The 16,613-nt window shown below is 47.8% G+C and carries 12 protein-coding genes; 5 read left to right on the forward strand and 7 right to left on the reverse strand.

What is annotated here, in order from left to right; all coding sequences use genetic code 11:
* From L7H18_02160 to gatB, 5 genes are all read left to right on the forward strand, one after another.
* On the forward strand, positions 1 to 1,608 hold the full coding sequence (locus tag L7H18_02160; protein ID UMX48327.1) for an FAD-dependent thymidylate synthase: 1,608 nt from the start codon (positions 1 to 3) through the stop codon (positions 1,606 to 1,608).
* The gene (locus tag L7H18_02165) at positions 1,605 to 2,144 is read left to right on the forward strand and encodes a hypothetical protein (GenBank protein UMX48328.1); all 540 of its coding nucleotides are present in this window, start codon (positions 1,605 to 1,607) and stop codon (positions 2,142 to 2,144) included. The genes L7H18_02160 and L7H18_02165 overlap by 4 nt, the downstream gene beginning before the upstream one ends.
* On the forward strand, positions 2,141 to 2,755 hold the full coding sequence (gene tmk, locus L7H18_02170; GenBank protein ID UMX48329.1) for a dTMP kinase: 615 nt from the start codon (positions 2,141 to 2,143) through the stop codon (positions 2,753 to 2,755). Before L7H18_02165 ends, tmk begins: the two co-directional genes overlap by 4 nt.
* Positions 2,756 to 2,768: 13 nt before the next feature.
* A complete protein-coding gene (gene deoC, locus L7H18_02175) occupies positions 2,769 to 3,449 on the forward strand; it encodes a deoxyribose-phosphate aldolase (protein UMX48330.1) in 681 nt (226 codons plus the stop codon).
* 123 nt (positions 3,450 to 3,572) lie between these two features.
* On the forward strand, positions 3,573 to 5,084 hold the full coding sequence (gene gatB, locus L7H18_02180; GenBank protein ID UMX48331.1) for an Asp-tRNA(Asn)/Glu-tRNA(Gln) amidotransferase subunit GatB: 1,512 nt from the start codon (positions 3,573 to 3,575) through the stop codon (positions 5,082 to 5,084).
* Positions 5,085 to 5,226: 142 nt separating this feature from the next.
* On the opposite strand, the gene L7H18_02185 is transcribed toward gatB, so the two are convergent.
* The 7 genes from L7H18_02185 to L7H18_02215 all read right to left on the reverse strand — a co-directional run bounded on the left by L7H18_02185 (position 5,227) and on the right by L7H18_02215 (position 16,493).
* The gene (locus tag L7H18_02185; GenBank protein ID UMX48332.1) at positions 5,227 to 6,213 is read right to left on the reverse strand and encodes an IS30 family transposase; all 987 of its coding nucleotides are present in this window, start codon (positions 6,211 to 6,213) and stop codon (positions 5,227 to 5,229) included.
* A 219-nt stretch (positions 6,214 to 6,432) separates the two neighbouring features.
* Positions 6,433 to 7,323 carry a tRNA (adenosine(37)-N6)-dimethylallyltransferase MiaA gene (gene miaA, locus L7H18_02190; GenBank protein UMX48333.1) on the reverse strand — a complete coding sequence of 297 codons (891 nt, stop codon included), beginning with the start codon at positions 7,321 to 7,323 and terminating at the stop codon, positions 6,433 to 6,435.
* Positions 7,313 to 8,671, reverse strand: coding sequence for a MiaB/RimO family radical SAM methylthiotransferase (locus tag L7H18_02195; protein ID UMX48334.1), 1,359 nt, complete (start codon positions 8,669 to 8,671; stop codon positions 7,313 to 7,315). Before L7H18_02195 ends, miaA begins: the two co-directional genes overlap by 11 nt.
* A gap of 135 nt (positions 8,672 to 8,806) precedes the next feature.
* Complete coding sequence (locus L7H18_02200; protein ID UMX48335.1) at positions 8,807 to 10,420, reverse strand: hypothetical protein; 1,614 nt, start codon at positions 10,418 to 10,420, stop codon at positions 8,807 to 8,809.
* A 479-nt stretch (positions 10,421 to 10,899) separates the two neighbouring features.
* Positions 10,900 to 12,147 (reverse strand): hypothetical protein, encoded by a 1,248-nt coding sequence (locus tag L7H18_02205; protein ID UMX48336.1) that lies wholly within the window; start codon positions 12,145 to 12,147, stop codon positions 10,900 to 10,902.
* 253 nt (positions 12,148 to 12,400) lie between these two features.
* Positions 12,401 to 13,048 carry a hypothetical protein gene (locus L7H18_02210; GenBank protein UMX48337.1) on the reverse strand — a complete coding sequence of 216 codons (648 nt, stop codon included), beginning with the start codon at positions 13,046 to 13,048 and terminating at the stop codon, positions 12,401 to 12,403.
* Positions 13,049 to 13,304: 256 nt separating this feature from the next.
* On the reverse strand, positions 13,305 to 16,493 hold the full coding sequence (locus tag L7H18_02215; protein UMX48338.1) for a DNA polymerase III subunit alpha: 3,189 nt from the start codon (positions 16,491 to 16,493) through the stop codon (positions 13,305 to 13,307).
* Positions 16,494 to 16,613 lie beyond the last annotated feature (120 nt).

The raw sequence follows: 16,613 nt of genomic DNA on the forward strand, positions 1-16,613 counted from the left end.
ATGCCATCAACTAAAGACTTAAAAGTTAAATTTTTGGGCATTACTCCAGTCTTCGAGGATGAGACCGGGGTTTTGACGCCCCAGCAGATAGTGGCGCTTTCCGGGCTTTTGACTTACAGCGGCAAATCGATCGATACGATTTTGAAGGAAACGCAGGCCGGCGGCAAGGATTTAGATAAAAAGATCGCGGCGGTTTTGCGGGCATCGTCGCTGAAAGGCCATGCGTCAATGGCGACCACGCCGGTGTTTTCGTTTTCTTACGAAGCCAGCAAATTCATTGATTCGGGGCTGACCGGAATGATTTTTGCTTCGGCCATCATGGCTTCGGGCCGCCGCACCGACACGACCAATGACGATATTGTTTATCCCGCGGCGATTCAAAAAATGGGCGAAGCCGCGGAGTTATACAAAAACGCTTCGGAAAAAAATATCGAAGTTTTGAACCATTTGCTCGCCAACGGCGTGAGCAAGGACGAAGCCAGCAAGATTCTGCAATACGGAATTTACGGCACCGGCATTATTCAGTTTCCGATTGAGTCTTTGGTAACGCTGAAAAGAGAATACGAAGCCGAAAAGGAATGGATGCCCGAAGACATCGGATTTTTGATCAACGCGGTCGAGAAGAAACTCAAGGATTATGGCGTTGATTTGCTTTACGCCACGCGCGTCGCCGCGCCGAGGAACACCTATCCTTACCCGAATATCTTTAAGGATCCGGCGCCAACCAATTTCGCGCGCGAAATTGCCGCGCAAAACGCCGGCGGGGAAAATTTCAAATTGCTCTCGGGCGATTTCGCGGTGACGGATGGATTGAAAAAGAGACTGCAAAAATTGGAAAGCGACATCAAAGCCGCCGCCGGGGACAAAAAGACCATTAAAAACAAATGGATGGAATTGCTGGAAGAACGCCAGCGGATCGCGCGGGATTATCCTTTGTCGGCAAACATCAAAATTTTTTCATCGGTGGCGTGGCGCGTGTGGGGCGATAAAAAACGGCATCGCACGGTGCCGATGGCGGTTGATTCGGTTTATTATTCCGCGCTCAAGGCGGCCCGGGTTTTGACCGGTTTTAAAAACGAGATCGAGAAGAAAAATCTTACGCACGCGATGATTGACAAGATCGACGCGGTGTTCTCGACGCCGCCGGGCGTGCGCGAGGATAACGAATTTTTGTATCAATATCTGCAGGCGGGTCTTAACTCGCTGGAGGTTTACGAAAAACTTGTTGGTTTGGGGATAAAGGAAAAAGACGCGATATTCGTGGTGCCGCGGGGATTGAAATTCGATGTGGTTTCGGATTATAATCTTTATAATCTGATCGCCGGTTATTATCCGTTGAGAATTTGTTCCACCGCCGAGGAAGAATTGCGCCGGGTGAGCATCAAGGAGGTTGTTGCCATAAAAAGTTTGTTGCAGCAAAAAGGTTTTGATTGGCTGGCTTGGCACATAACTCCCAAGTGCCAGTGCGCGGGTTTTTGTTTGGAGCAAAATTGCTGCGGCACGATCAAGAGTCTGGTCAAGGATTACGATAACGATTTTCATAAGGAGATTCATACCGATCTGGAAGCTAAATTCAGACAGGTGTTTAACGATATTAACGGATTATGATATTAGGCATCAGCGAGTTGATCAAACTGGTTTCAGAGAAGAATCTTGTCGAGAATCTGTGCGAACGGGAGCTAAAGACTCCCGAGGGCGCGGGTTTTGATTTGCGGCTGGGCGAGGTTTATGAATTGCGCGGCAATGGTTTTCTCGGGATCGAAGACCGCAAAACCCCGGATATCGAATCGCGCGCGAAATATAGCGAAAACCGCCGGTCAAGTTTTGTTTTCAAACCCGGGGAATATTATTTGATCAAGACGATTGAAAAAGTGAACACGCCCGAAGATATTTTGATCTTGTTTCGGCCGCGGACAACGATTTTTCGGTCGGGGCTGATGATTTTCACCGGCAACGCCAGTCCGGGATATCGCGGCGAGCTGACTTTTGGCATGGTCAATCTTGGGCGGGGAGAAATTGAAATCGAGATGGGCGCGCGCGTTGTTCACGCGATGTTTCACCGCATTGAAGGCCGGGCGAATCTTTATAAGGGCCAGTGGCAGGGAGGCAGAGTGGCAACGGGCGGTAAAGAAACCCAAATATGATCAAGAATCCGTTTCCGGGGAAATTCATCGTGATTGAGGGATTGGATGGGTCGGGCAAAGCGACTCAAGCGGCGGCATTGGCTGATTTTTTTCGGAGAGAAACGGGCGCCGCGTTGGCTTGCGAACCAAGCGCGTCTTTGATCGGAGATTTGATCCGGGCGCGCTTGGCCGGGGATTGGCAAGCGAGTCCCGAATGCTTGCAACTGTTGTTTGCTTCCGACCGGGCAAATCATTTGCGTCAAGAGATAATTCCCAAGCTGGCGGCGGGCGTCCCTGTTATTTGCGATCGCTACGCTTTTTCGTCTTTCGCTTATGGCGCGCTGGAGTGCGATCTTGATTGGCTGATCGATGTTGGCAGGAATTTCATTATGCCGGATATGGCGATATTTATTGATGTGCCGGTTGGCGTTTGCATAAAACGCCTGGCCGCGGAAAGAAAAACGGACGATATTTTTGAAAAATCCGAAATTCTCGAAAAAGTCCGCGAGAACTACGAAACGGTGATGGATATTTTTAAAAATGAAACAAAAATTGAAAAGATTGACGGCAATCGTTCCCAAGAAGGTGTTTTTGAGGATGCCAAAGCCGCGATCAATGAGATTTTAAAATAATTTTTGCAATCATATGCCGTCAAAAACAAAAAAACCGCAAAAAAAAGTTTCGTTGGCAAGCCGGGTTGATCAAACCAACATTGATCCCAAGGCCGGCTTGATCGATATCAAAAAAACCTGCGCCGAAGTGAAGAAATACGGTTTGCGCGGGATTTGCGTCAATCCCCAGTGGGTCGCCGCGGCCAAAGATGAATTGCGGGATTTTCCCGCCAAAGTGATTTGTTTGGTGGACGCGCCGATCGGCGACAGCAGTCATGAGGAAAGGATGCAGATTTGTTTGACCGCCAAAAACAACGGCGCCGACGAACTGGATGTGGTGGCGTCGTTGCCGGATATCAAGCACGAGCGCTGGGAAGAGGTTTATAAAGATTTGGCGGCGATTTGCGAAATTCTGCCGACCAAAGTGATCATCGGTTCGGGTTATCTGACCGACAAAGAGATTGCCATGGTGTCGCGTTTGGTTAAGCAGGCCGGCGCGATTTGCGTGAAGACCGCCACTTCAAAAGACCCTCTGGAAGAGCGCGAACTCAAGGAAAAAGCATGGCATCTGGAAATTATGAAAAAAAACGCTCCGGGCTTGCTAATTAAAGCGTCCGGTAATATAAAGAATGCAAAGGAGGCGAAAGCCTATGTCCGCGCCGGAGCCGATATTATCGGCACATCAAGCGGACCGAAGATCGCGAAAGGCGAATGATGCGCCAATGTAAAATTGAAAAATCAAAATGGAAAATGACAATGCAAAATTAAGAAATGTCAGAATGCGACATTTTAACATTTTAAACTGTTATTTTGATTTTTGATATTTACATTTTAAATTATGGAGTATATACCTACAATCGGACTGGAAATTCATTGCGAACTTAAAACCGCGTCCAAGATGTTTTGCTCGTGTTCCAATGATCCGGACGCCAAAGAACCGAACACAAACATTTGTCCGGTGTGCTTGGGCCATCCGGGAACATTGCCGGTGGCCAATGCCGAAGCGATCCGTATCGTGCGGATGGTGGGTTTGGCGTTGAACTCGGAGATTTTGGAATCTTCGAAATTCGATCGAAAAAACTATTTTTATCCCGATTTGCCCAAGGGTTATCAAATTTCGCAATACGACCAGCCGCTTTGTTCGGGCGGATACTTGCGGATTGATGACGGCCGCGGCGGCAAAAAGAATATCAGCATAACCCGCGTGCATATGGAAGAGGATACCGGGAAATTGATGCATCCCCAAGGATCGGATTTCTCTTTGGTTGATTTCAACCGCGGCGGCGTGCCGTTGATGGAATTGGTAACCGAACCCGATATCGAAGACGCTTGGCAAGCCCGGGATTTCGTGGAAGAATTGCAGTTGATCTTGCGTTATCTGGGAGCGTCCGACGCGGATATGGAAAGGGGGCAACTGCGGGTGGAAGTGAACATTAGCATGGGCAGGATCGGGCCGGACGGCAAAAAACAGCTGGGTACCAAAGTTGAGATCAAAAATTTGAATTCCCTCAAGGCGGTTGAAGGTTCGGTGGCTTATGAAACCGGCCGCCAGATTGAAATGCTCAAAGAAGGGAAAAAAATCGTTCAGGAAACCCGCGGTTGGGATGATATCCGCTATTCAACCGTGAGCCAGCGGGAGAAGGAGGAAGCGTTCGATTACCGCTATTTTCCCGAACCGGATATTCCGCCGCTGACCATATCAAAAGAGGAGATTGAAAAAATGCGTCCGAATGTGGGCGAGTTGCCGGCGCAAAAACGCGATCGTTTGATTTCGCAATACGGACTTGAGCCGGCGCTGGCCGAGATGTTTGTCGTCAGCCGGGATATGGGGGATTATTTCGAGAATGCGATGAGCGAATTGGAAGAATGGGCCAATGTTGAGGAAGGCGACGGCGAAAACACCCGAAGAGAAACGATGATGCTGGCCAAACTTTGCGCGAATTATTTAACTTGCGATGTTCAGGGTTTGTTGAAAGGCGGCCGGTTTTGCGAAGAAAATTTTCGCGCGTCCGCGGAGAATTTCGCCGAATTCATCAAACTCATCTATAAGCGGGAAATATCTTCCAAGATTGCCAAAACCGTTTTATCCGAGATGGCGTTTACCGGCGAAGATCCGACCGACATTATCACTAAACACAGTTTGAGCCAGATAAACGATGAGGGCGAGATTTCCGGCATAATCGAAGAGGTTCTGGCAAAAAACGCCAAAGCCGCGGCCGATTACAAGAGCGGCAAAGGCAACGCCTTTCAGTTTCTCGTGGGCCAGACTTTGGCCGCGGCCAAAGGCCGCGCCAATCCGGATATGGTCAAAAAAACGCTGTTGAAAAAGTTATCGGAACAATTGCCTTGAATCGCGAAACGGTCGCGGCGCAAGGCATACGATCACTTGACAAAACACGCAAAAAATGCATAATAAAGATATGCCAAGCCATGTAAATTTTCTAGCGAAATGCAACTTTTCTTTTAAATTTCCCCTAATATTTTCACCCCGCTCAGCGCGGGATTTTTTGTATGATACCACATTTCAGCGAAACTTCGTAGGCGGAGCGGTATCCCAGCGATTTCCGGTATTTGCCGTTAAGGATATGCAGGCAATCTTGGAATCTTTCCTCGGAGATGTTTTTCAAATCGGTTTTTTTGGGGATAAACCAGCGGCGGACAAGCCCGATGCCATTNTCTACATGTGGTTTCTGCCAGGGACTGTGAGGGTCGCAGAAATACGCTGGCAATCCGAATTGTTCGTGCTCTTTGTTTTCGATGCCATTGTCNAAAGTCAGATCATCAATGCTCAAATCCAACAACATGCTTTTAACGGCCAGCCTCATTACGGCCGGTTTTTTGCTTTCAATCATCGTGCCGGCAAGCAGTTTCGAGGCTGGAACGCAAATGATTGCGCCGCTGTTTTGGCTGCCGGTTTTGGTCGGCGAAACAAACAGATCGCCTTCGGCGTGGATTCCTCGCTTTGGCCTCTTTTTGATGGAAATACGATTAGGAATCATTTCTCTTTTGGTTTTCTTTTTCTGTTTGCGCGGATGATATCGCTTGGTGCAAAGAAGCGGGCAATATGCCTGGCCCCAAGCGCTGTACAGCCATTTGTAGATGGCATTGGCGCCGACCCGCGGGTTTTGCTTTTCACGCTTCATCCGCCCGGCGATCTCATCCGGGGAGCGGTGGTCTTTCAACCCTTTGATGATTTGTTCCCTTAACTCCGGATATTGCTCAACCTTCATTCCCGGATGCTTGCTGTTTAATCTTTTCGCTCTTGCTTTCAGCTGGGCGGTCAGCGCCGAGTATTTGCCGTTCTTGCGTTTTCTTTTCATCTCCCGGCTGATGGCGCTGGCATCAAAATCAAGTATTTTGGCAACTTCCTCTTGTTTGTGGCCGGCATTCAACAGCGCTTCGATTCGATCCCGGTCGGTTTGCTTCAAATGGCGAAAATGCCGCTTCTTTTTTCGTTTTTTGCGGATTTGTTTTTTCATACAACTTCATTTTACCGAAGTTGCATTTCAAAAGAGAATTTTCGCCATTTGGCGGGACTTACACTCCCTCCCGTATCTACCCCCTTTCGGTGGCTTGGCGGGAAGCGGTTGGCCTATCCGGTCTTACACTCCATTTTGCCACCGCTTCCCTTCTTATTTCTTGGGGGAAAGATTTCTTGATTTACCAAACCGGCGTAAACGCCTGTTTTTGTTTACAGCTTATTTTGCCATATACTTTTTTGCCAGTGTTGCCGCTTGAGTTTTGTTTTTTGTCCATTTCACGCGCGTATCGCGCTTGAACCACATTATCTGGCGTTTGGCGTACTGCCAGTCTTCTTTTTTGATATTTTCGATCATTTCGGCCCGGGTGATTTTTTTTTGTAAAAATTGCGCGCAGGCGCGGTATTCCAAGCCGAACGATTCCAATTTATTCCATGACAGACCGGATTCTTTGAGTTTTTTAACTTCGCCGGCCATTCCCGCTTTCAAGCGTTTTTCCGTGCGCTTGGCAATGAGTTTTTTCAATTCGGTTTCGCTTCTTTTAATGCCGATGATTAAAATCGGATAGGGCAGAGGCTGTTTTTTCAGTTCCGGCACGGGTTTTTTCGTGGTTTTAACGATTTCAATGGCGCGGATGAGCCGCCGCGGATTTTTTGATTCGATGGTTCTGGCCCGCCGCGGATCGAGTTTTTTTAAAATTCCGAAAAGTTCGGCAACGGTTTTTTGTTCAAGATTTTTTCTCAACTTCCAATCGGGTTTCACTTCGGGGATGATAATACCGTCGATGACCGATTGAATGTAAAAGCCGGTGCCGCCGCAGAGAATCGGGATTTTGCCCGATTTTTGTATCTTTTTTATCGCCGCCAGCGCCAGCTTGCGGTAGCGCGTAACCGTAAAAACCGAGCGGCAAGCGGCCACATCCAAAAGATGATGGCGAACGCCCATCATTTCTTTTTTGGTGATTTTCCCCGAGCCGATGTTCATACCTTTGTAAACTTGGCGCGAATCGGCCGAAATCACCTCGCCGTTGAATTTTCTGGCGATAATCACGGCGACTTCCGATTTTCCCGAAGCGTTCGGCCCGACGATAACAATCAGTTTATTTTTCATTTTTGGCCAGCGCGCCCATAAGCCCGAATGATTGCGCTTTGGTTATTTTGACTTTAACGATATCGCCCGGTTTAATTTCGTTTTTCTCAATCCGGAATTTAACGGTTTTATAGTGGCGGGTTTTACCCAGCGCGAATATTTCGTTTTTAATCGTTTCGATCATAACTTCAACCGTTTTTCCGACATATTTTTTATTATGGTTTAAAGCGGTGATTTTCACAATATCGTTGATCGAATCTTCGCGCCGTTTTTTTTCCATTTTTGGAACATTGTCGTCCAATTTTGCCGCGGCCGTGCCGGCTCGTTTTGAATACTGGGCGATATAAGCCATATCGTATTTTATCATATTAAACGCTTTGGCGGTGTTGTTAAATTGCGTTTTGGTTTCGCCGGGGAAGCCCACGATCACATCGGTGGAAATCGCGATTTCTTTTTCCAAACCGGCGCGATATTTTTTAAACGCGGCGCGGATCTTTTTTACCAATTCTTTGTACTTTTCAACAGTGTAAGGCCGCGCCATTGCCTTCAGAATCGCGTTGTCGCCGCTTTGGATCGGCAAGTTGAGATACGGAGTAACTTTGGCGCACTGTGCCATCGCATTGACCGCGGCGGCGTCAAAATCCTTGGGATGGGGCGAAGTGAAACGAATCCAAAATTGTCCGGGGACATCGTTGGCCAAACGCAAAAGATCGGCGAAATCAACTTCTTTAAAATGATAATTATTGACATTTTGTCCCAACAGCCAAATTTCTTTGGCGCCGTTTTTCACCGCCGATTTGATTTCGGCCAAAATGTCTTCGGCCGGTCGGGACGCCAGCGGGCCGCGCGTGTAGGGAACCACGCAATATGAGCAATAATTGTCGCATCCCTTGGAAATCGGAATCAGCGCGCTGAATTTTGACCCGCGTTTGGGCGGCGCGCAAAAATAATCATTTTCGCGCAAGCCTGTTTCGCGTGATTTGCGTGGGTCGGACCCACGCAAGTTTGCGTGGGTCGGACCCACGCAAGTTCCACGGAGGTTTAATGTCTTCGGCCAGTCGTTTAAAGTTTTGATGTCAAGAATGTGATCAAAAAATCCGGCAAAACGGGATTTGTCGCTTTCCACCACGCAACCGGTCAAAATCGCGATAAATTTTTTGTTTCTCCTTTTGGCCGATTTGATTTTTTGCTCCAATCCGAAAACGCGGTCCGCGGCCATCTGCCGCACCGAACACATTACCGCCACAAAAATATCGGCCGTTTCCGCGGTCGCGGTTTCTTTTATTCCAAACGATTCAAAAAGCCCGGCGATACGCTCGGCGTCGGAGATATTCATTTGGCATCCAAAAATTTGGATAAAATAATTCATAATTTTCGCGTCACTCCAAGAGCCAATTTTTCATTTTATCAAAATTTCATTAAAACTCAACGCGTTAAGCGGGTTTTTCATTTTTCCAAACTTAAAACCCGGAATACCCGGGTTTTAAGTTTGGAGTTGCGCGGACTATTTTTTGCAATAGCAAGAAAGAGTTTTGTTATAATTGTCCGGCAATCCCGCGGAACAGCTTGGGCTCGAAACGGTTTTTACATATAACGATGTCGAATCGGTAAAATTCGAACATAATCCGGATGAATAGCCGTTTAGCTTGCAATAATTGTTGCAATCGCAATCCAGCTTTTGCAGCGGGTCGTTAAATGTGCCGCAAACGGCTTGTTCCGGGCAATCCCTGATTTTTGTGATCGTAAATTCTTCCCATATCCCGGCCGTGTCGCGATTGGCGATCAGCGAACCGGCGCCGGCATTTTCCGCGGTGACATAACGGTTGTTGGTTGCCGCCTTAATCGTTGCATTGTTGGTGTTGGCAATTGAAGAAATGAAGAATTCTTCCCATATCCCGGCCGTGTCGCGATTGGCGATCAGCGAACCGGCGCCGGCATTTTCCGCGGTAACATATTTGCCGTTGATGTTTGCTTTAATGCTGACGCTGCCATCGTTTAGCGGGATAATCACAAATTCTTCCCATATCCCGGCCGTGTCGCGATTGGCGATCAGCGAACCGGCGCCGGCATTTTCCGCGGTAACATATTTATTGTTTATACCGGCTTTGATATTGGCGATAACGCAATTGTTTGGCTTGCCGGTGATGAATGTTGCCGATTTTTTGCAGGTCACCTGGAAATTTTGGTTTTCTCCGGACGAATAGGTTTTGGCGCCGTCAGAATAAACTTTGAATAAACCATCGCAGCATTCGCCCTCCAAATAACCGAACGATTCCCCTTCTTTTTTGCAACTCGCAACAACGACGGGTTTTTTACAAATAAAGCCTTCCGTGGTTGCTTGCGTTCCGTTTGAATAGGTCGTCGTTCTTGGTTGCGCGGTAAGTCCAAAGCAACAGGGGATTGCCGCTCCGGTAGTCATTCCGATCTCGCCCTCTCCTTCGCCGTAGCAAGTTTTAATGGTACCAATTGCGCCAGTGTTGACGCAAGTATTGTTGATGCAAGTGCCGTAGTCGCAGGCAAAAGTATTGCAACCAATGCCATTGGAAACGGTCTTCCACGCGCCTTTTAGACAAACGCCTTTCAGCCATTGATTTTCCTTTTGGCTATCACTGTCAACGCACATCCGCGGGTTGTCCGCGCCGCCATCGCCCCAGCCGCACTGGGTGGTGTTGCAACAAACGCCGTAGGAGCAGTTTGCGGAAACGCAGTCGGATTTCAAGGCGCATTTTGAGCCGTTTGGCAACAGCTTGGCGGATGAACCGGAGCAATCGGCCGGACAGGAACCTTTATATGCGGAAGTATCGCCCTCACCGGCGTCGCAAACTCCGTTGCCGCAAATCGGTTTTGTTTTGTCGCAATCCGCCGGACAGCTCGCCGCGGTTTCGCCGAAGCGGCAGATGCCGTTGCCGCAGGTTTCCAAAGGCTTGAGTATGGCAATCTGCTGGCTTAATTGCTGAATTTGCAAAGTCAGGCTATTTATGGTTTGTTGTAATTCTTCGATTGTCGGTGTCGCTTCCGGGTTTGTGCCCGGAGTGGCGCTCGCGCTTTCGCTAAAAATTCCGATTCCCGCGATCAGCGCGCACAACGCCGCCGCGGCGATTTTATTTTTTAGGTTCATATTTGTTTTATTAAGTCTGTCGCTTGAACGGTCTTTATTGTAATAATTTGATTTTAAAGATTTCTTCAGCCGACCTTTTAATTGAATTATTTCGCAATACAAATTCATTATACAATATATTTCATTTTCAAACAGAAAATACATTGATGGCGGGGTATTAACCCCGCCATCAACCAAAGGATGTTCCCTTTGGAATCTTGTTCCCCGCAGCGAGCTGGCGGGGTATAAAGGGTCTGTTGCCGAATTAGCTTCAACTGCAATTTCCATTTTTTGGCTGCAAAGAATTCATCATTTATCGCCAGATTTAGCTTAAATATGCCTCCTCATTCTTCATTCTTTTCGCTCGAAAACCGAAAATTTCGTTCTGAAGCTAATTCGGTAGCAAACCCATAAAAAGGATCAATCAAGCGGGCTTTTTTCATTTTTCCAAACTTAAAACCCGGAAAAATACCCGGGTTTTAAGTTTACTGCAATTTTGCTTATTTACAGGTTCCGTAACCCGTGGTTACATTTGATGATTGGCAGGTTAATCCCGAACAGCAACAGCCGTTCAAAATATAATCAAGATATGTAAGTGAATGATCTAGCCATCCGGTCGTCCAGATTTCATTTTTAATGCGGGATGACATATAAGAACAGACAGATTCCGTCGATAATACGCATTGGCCGCCCGCGGCGCTACAATGACCGCCGCTTCCGTTGCCGCAATCCATCGCGCAATTGGCTGAAGTTTCGGCGGCTTCGCAACGCTTGTTTCCGCAAATTGGATCAAAGAAACGGATCGGATGGGTGATAACGCCGCTACATTCTCCGTAATTTTTTGAATTGGTGCCCCAATTTTTCGAATAACAAGCAAATACTTTGTTTTTTGCGATTCCGCAAGCTGCGGTCTGGGCAATCGTCGGATTGGGCGTGTTTGCCAGGCAAGATAAATTCATATCGGTTGCGGTGGTTGTTTGTTCCGCTAACGCCTCCAATCCGCCTAAGATGGTTGGCCCGGCTACTATTGTTTGGAATTTATATTTGACTGTAACATTGTTGGAAGAACTGAAGACATCGGTGATGAAACATTTCCCGGGGATGTAGGTGTATTCGGTGCATCCTTCCGTGTATCTTATAATGCCGTTGAATGAATTGTTGTTCACGATCCGGTCGCTGTTGTCAAGTTGGCCGTTGTCCATGTTGATATAAGGTCCCTTGACGCAGCGGTATTGAGTCGGGCTTTTGCAAGCGACGGTCAAGCTGCAACTCGAGTAAGTGGTTATTTTGTAACCGTCGCAACACTTTGTGGTGATATCTGTGAAAACCGTCTCTTCGTTGTTGACACAACCGTTAGTCCCCGCCGTCGGCGAGATGACATACCCGTCTTCGCGCATGTTGCTGGGCGTTTGGATCGGGTTTGATCCGTTTTGCGAAACGGTACCGCTTGAGTAATTGCCGGCCGCATTTTCCGCGTCAGCACCCTTGGCGGAGTTACTTTGCGTGCTTGTATCGACAAATGATATTTCCGCGAGATTTGTGTCTGTTGCGGTCGTAGCGGATGATTGAGAATTTGTTTGCGTTTCGTTCATCGCGGCGATCATAGAGATCAACTGGTTGATCTGGACTTTTAACGCGTCAACCTGCGCTTGCAATTCATCCAATGTTGCGGCTTTCGCGGTCGCGCCGGCCATCATAATCGCAAGCGCCAAAATACATACGGTTACTTTTTTTGGAATTTTTATCATGGTTTATTTTTTAATTAAATTTGTATTTTTAAAACAATCCGCGCGCGCAAAACGACCTTTCCCGGCTGCGGATTAATTTTCTTTTATTATACAATATATTTCATTTTCAAATCAATCAACATCAAGCGGGTTTCTTCATTTTTCCAGATTTAAAACCCGGGTAATACCGGGTTTTAAATCTGGAGTTGCCGCTAACCGGCAATGTGCGGCGCGGCGTTTGGACCGCCATAATCGCTAACGGAACAAAATATCATTAAAATTGCATACTGCCGGAAAGGAAGCCTATTTGAGACGCAATTTGGGTAATCATATTTTGGATCGACGAAAGATCCATGCTTGGCAATGAGCCTGTCAGACCTATGCCCGCGGTGGTGCTCGCGTATGCTGTTCCGTTGTTCAAGCCCGCGATTGAGATCGTATTGGTCGCGTTGGTTGTGCCGGTTGTGCTGGTTGCGTTCCCCGTGATTGTATTGGTTGTATTGACTGCGGTGTTATTTATGCCGCCGGCGACTATTCCGCCGATTCCGCCAAGGGCGACGCCGAAAGCTTCGGTTCCCAAGGGGTTGGCAAAAGCTCCCGAAAGTCCGCCTTGTTGTACCATATTTTCCACCGGCACCATTGCGTTTTTCAATTCTTTGCCTAGAAGCTGCATATCCGGATCGTTTTGTATTATGCCTCCGAGTTGCGAACTCATTTCCTGTATTTTTATTTTGATCTCCGCGATCGATTTGCTTATCGTATCTAATTGTTCCGCGGATAATGTGTTGCTATTTTCGGTATATACGGTGTTATCCGGCAAATTTATAATGCTTATATCCTGCGCTCTCGCGGCCGCGAAAGAGAATAAGCTCGCGGTTATCGCCAGGCACAAGCCGCTCGCGGCAAGTCTTTTTTTGTTCATAAATTTATTTATTTTAAATTGCAAAGTTATCTCTTGGCAATCGCTTGCGTTTTTGATAAGTTTGCGATTTAAAAATATTAATATCAATTATTATAACAACAAATTCAAGATTCTCAAATAGTGTTTATCCACATGCCATTTGTTCACATATTGAAATCACATTTAGAAACCGCGCTAAAAGTGCGAAAATTAAGGAATCATTCGCGGGGGATCGGCGCGCCGACGAGCGGTCGCGCCAAATGGTATTGTCGGCGGATTAAATTAACAAAACCTCTTCCACGGTGTCGGCCACGATTTTGGTTTCGCCGTCGCGGTTGTCCACGCGGCCGTAAACGAATACCACTTTGCTTTCCGCGAACGCCGCGGGATTTTTTTCCATCGCGGAGGCAAAGACCACCACTTCAATTTTATCGGTCAGGTCCTCCAGATTCATAAACAGCATCGGTTTGCCGGTCTTGGTGATGATTTTTTTGACGGTTGAGATCATGCCGCCGATTTTGACCAGCCGCGCCGCCGGATTTTCTTTGACGCGGGTGATTTTGAGGCATTTATTGTCCATCTTTTCGCGGTATTCTTTCGATTCCAGGGGGTGCGAAGTCACAAACAGTCCCAGCAATTCTTTTTCCCAGCCGAGTTTTTCCGCGTCCGTGGCGATTTTTGCCGCCGCCAAGGAGTAGGACGCGGCCTTTGACTGTCCGCCGCCCATACCGCCGAAAAGGTCGCGTTGGCCGTTGGATTTTGTTTTTTCGTTTTCGCGCCCGATTTCCAGCAGTTTTTCAATGTTGAAAAGCAGGGTGTTGCGTTCGGCCATATTGTCAAACGCGCCGGCTTTGATCAGAGCTTCGAGCGATTTGCGGTTGATCAGTTTGGGATTGATTCGCTTCACAAAATCAAAAATATCGCTAAATTGGCCGTTGGCCTTGCGGTTGCCAACGATTTCGGTAACGATATTTTCGCCCACATTCTTGACGGCCGACAGGCCGAAACGGATTTTCCCCGCGCCCGGGATAACCGTGAAACCATAAAAACTTTCATTGATATCCGGGGCGAGCACTTCGATTCCCATATTTTTGCATTCGCCGATCAGATAACCCACGCGCTCCACATCATTTTTTTCCGAGGTGATGAGAGCGGCCATAAATTCCACGGGATAATGCGCTTTAAGATAAGCGGTTTGATAGGCCACCATGGCATAGCAGGCCGCGTGCGACTTATTGAACGAATAATCCGCGGATGGTTCGATCCAGCTCCAGATTTCTTGGGCGATTTTTTTTGAGATGTTGTTTTTTTGGCATCCATCAATGAATTTTTGCTTGGACGACATCATCAATTCCTTGATTTTTTTTCCGATCGCTTTGCGGAGCGTATCGGCTTCAGCCATGGAAAATCCGGCTAATTCTTGGGCGATTCTCATTGTTTGCTCCTGGTAAAGAATGATGCCGTAAGTCGGTCCGAGAATCGATTCCAGTTTCGGATGCAGATAATTTGGGATTGAGAGGCCGTTTTTACCTTCGATGAATTGCGGGATGAATTGCATCGGGCCGGGGCGGTACAGCGCCACCATGGCGATAATGTCTTCAAATTGCGTGGGTTTGAGCTGTTTCAAATATCTTTGCATCCCCGCCGATTCAAGCTGGAATACTCCCACGGTATCGCCGCGCGCCATCAAGGCGTACGAATCGCGGTCATTCATCGGGATTGATTTCAGTTCAAGGTTTGTTTTATGCACAATATATATCCGGGATAAAGTATCTTCGATGATGGTTAAGTTTTTCAGCCCCAGAAAATCCATTTTCAACAATCCCATATCTTCAATGGCGTGGAGTTCGTATTGCGAAACCAAACCGTTGTCATCGGCGGTGGGATGCTGCACGGGCACGATTTCGTCAAGCGCGATCGGGGAAATCACCACGCCGCAAGCGTGGGTGGACGCGTGGCGCGCGCAACCCTCAAGCTTTTTCGCGAAATCTATCAAATGCCGCGCTTTTTCGTCGCCGGCCACCAGCATTTTCAGATCATCGGCTTTCTCCAAAGATTCTTTCAAATCCATTCCCAGAGGAATCATCTTGGCCATTTTATCGCAATAGCTGTAGGGATACTGCAAAACCCGGCCCACATCGCGCACCACGGCCCGCGCGGCCATGGTTCCGAAAGTAATGATTTGCGCCACATGATCGCGGCCGTATTTTTGGCCGACATAATCGATTACTTCCGGACGCCTCCGGTCGGCAAAATCCATATCGATATCCGGCAAGGATACGGCCGATCTTCCGGGGTTTAAAAAACGCTCAAACAACAAGCCATATTGCAGGGGATCCAACTCGGTGATGTTCAATAGGTAGGACACCAGCGATCCGGCCGCCGATCCGCGTCCGGGTCCGACCACAATCCGGTTATTTTTGGCCCAGTTTACGAAATCCTGCACGATCAAAAAATATTCAATATAACCGAGCTGTTTAATGACATTGAATTCGTATTCAAAACGATCGATGACTTCCTTGGAAGGATTTTCCCCGAAACGCTGTTTTAAACCGCCGACGCACAGGCGGCGCAGATATTGTTCGGTGGTTTCTCCTTCCGGCGGAGTAAACCGCGGCAGTTTGGTTTTCTTGAGCTCAAATTCAAATTCGCAGAGATCAACGATTTTTTGCGTGTTTTTGAGCGCTTCGGGAAAGTCTTTAAATTCCTCGGCCATCTGTTCGGCGCTTTTCATCGAGAAATCCTCATGCTTCATTGTCAGTCGGTTTTCGTCGTTAATGTCGGCGCCGGTATTGATGAGCATCAGAATATCCTGGGCTTCGGCGTCAGCCGCGTCCAAATAATGGCAGTCGTTGGTGGCCACCAGGCCGATGCCGGTTTTTTTGCCGATTTCGATCAAACCGGCGTTGGCGGTTTCTTGCTCGGGAATGTTTTTGTGACATTGCAGTTCGAGAAAAAAATTTCCTTTGCCAAAAAAGCTTTCGTAGCGAAGAGTTGTGGCAAGCGCTTCGTCCATTTTTTTGGAGATTATTTGGCGCGGAATTTTTCCCTGAACGCAGGCGGTCATCGCGATCAAACCCTGTCCGTATTGAGCGAGCAATTCTTCGTCCACGCGCGGTTTGTAATAAAAACCCTCCAAATGAGCTTTGGTTACCAATTTAACGAGGTTTCGGTATCCGAGGTCGTTTTTCGCCAGCAAAACCAGATGGTAGCGCGCGTCGTCGATTTGCGGCCGTTTTTGGCCGCGGCCTTCAATCGCCACATAGACTTCGCAGCCGATGATCGGTTTGATGCCGCGCGCTTTTGCTTTTTTGTAGAATTCCACCGCGCCGTACATATTGCCGTGGTCGGTGATGGCAACCGAATCCATGCCCAAAGCTTTGACTTTGTCCAGCAGGGGGTCGATTTGCGCCAGTCCGTCAAGCAGGCTGTAATGAGAATGGACATGCAGATGCGAAAATTTCATAAAATCTCTTGAATCGCGAAACGCTTTGTATTTGGGGTCTATCCCTTGCGTAATCGCAAGGGATAGACCCCTTCAAAGTATTTGAATTTAATGGGTTCGTAATTCAAAGTAAAACCATAA

The sequence above is a fragment of the Candidatus Nealsonbacteria bacterium DGGOD1a genome (assembly GCA_022530585.1).
In the GTDB taxonomy this organism is placed as follows: domain Bacteria; phylum Patescibacteriota; class Minisyncoccia; order Minisyncoccales; family UBA5738; genus UBA5738.